The organism is Vibrio sp. YT-19(2023) (assembly GCF_033337395.1).
The window spans coordinates 1-1,328 of sequence record NZ_JAWOQN010000108.1 but is presented as its reverse complement, the minus strand read 5'-3'; the positions used below and the strand labels follow the sequence as shown (position 1 = coordinate 1,328).

Annotated in this window: 2 protein-coding genes; both read left to right on the top strand. The window is 45.7% G+C overall.

The window, feature by feature from the left end:
* A partial coding sequence (locus R7E78_RS24185) for a glycosyltransferase (RefSeq protein ID WP_318058345.1) occupies nucleotides 1–496 on the top strand: 496 nt, incomplete at its 5' end.
* A partial coding sequence (locus tag R7E78_RS24180; protein ID WP_318058344.1) for a ligase occupies nucleotides 462–1,328 on the top strand: 867 nt, incomplete at its 3' end. The genes R7E78_RS24185 and R7E78_RS24180, both read left to right, overlap by 35 nt.

The following is a 1,328-nucleotide window of genomic DNA, read 5'->3' as shown; positions in this document are numbered from 1 at the left end:
ACATGAACACAAAGATCACGAAACGTTAATTCACGCCATCGCAAAACTGCCTGAGTGCTACCACTTACACCTTGCCGGAGATGGAGACAGAAAAGCCTCGCTTCAACGACTCACTCAATCGTTAAACGTTTCACCTCGCGTGCATTTTCACGGAGTCGTATCCGATATCCCTCTCTTTCTCAGCGATATGGATATCTACGTGCAATCTTCCCACGTTGAAGGATTCGGGCTCGCCGCCGTAGAAGCGATGGCAGCAGGTTTGCCCGTACTCTCGTCCGATGTTCCGGGATTAGATGAGGTTACCGGCAGCTCAGAATATCTGTTCGAAGTCGGTGATAGCAATCTGCTTGCGCAAAAGGTTGCAGAGCTATGCGAAGACGCGGCTCTTTACAATTCGGCAAGTCATTATTCCGTCAACCGAGCGAAACTCTACACCATCGACAAATTTCGAGAGGGCTATTATGGAATCTACCAACAGCTCTGTACCGATAAGTAATACCGTTCCACTCCTTGCAGCTATTACTCTGGCATTGTTTTTTGTCCCAGTGAAATTCGCTGTAGGTGGCGTGGCACTTGCGCCTTCCGATATCGCAAGTTTGCTTTCTGTTGGCTTAATCGCCTTGATCATTTTAGAAGGAAGAGCAAAGCAACTGTTGCATCCATGTATCGGATTCTTGGTACTGTTTACTGGATATGTATTTATCAATGGTTTGTTGAACAGAGTGCCTTTGGCCCCACTATTGATCGAAACCGTTCAGTGGCTAGCCATTCTTTGTCTACTGAGCTTACTTTACGCTTACGGAGCATTTGATGATGAGCGAGTGATAGTCTATTTCACCTACCTACTTTTTATCATCTGTGGTCTAGTCGCAGCATGGCACTTCGCCCAAGGCTATCAAAGCGGATTTAAATTACTCGGGGTCAGTAAATACGGATTTGGAGTGTTGTGCTCGCTACTCTATTTGTATCGCGACAAAATTCGCCGGTTCCCTTTTTTGATGCTAGTTGCATTTTCGCTACTCGTGGTATCTCAAGAACGAAAAGCTCTGCTGGGCTTTTGTTTGCTGTTTTTTCTCGATCAGATTTTTATTAAAAACTGGATGCGAAAAACCATCAGTGAAACCTATACATGGATGCTTCTCTTGGCGTTGGCATTTGTAGTTATTGGAACAGTCTCTACCACGCTCTACGTCGGTTTTGATGCTCTTGCCGATAAACTGGAGATCACTCAAGAAGACATTTTGTTTGCCAACCAAAGTGAAGCGCGATGGGTGTCCAACTTGCATCGTAAGCTGCTACTCGCAAACGGCATGGATATCTTAACGCAG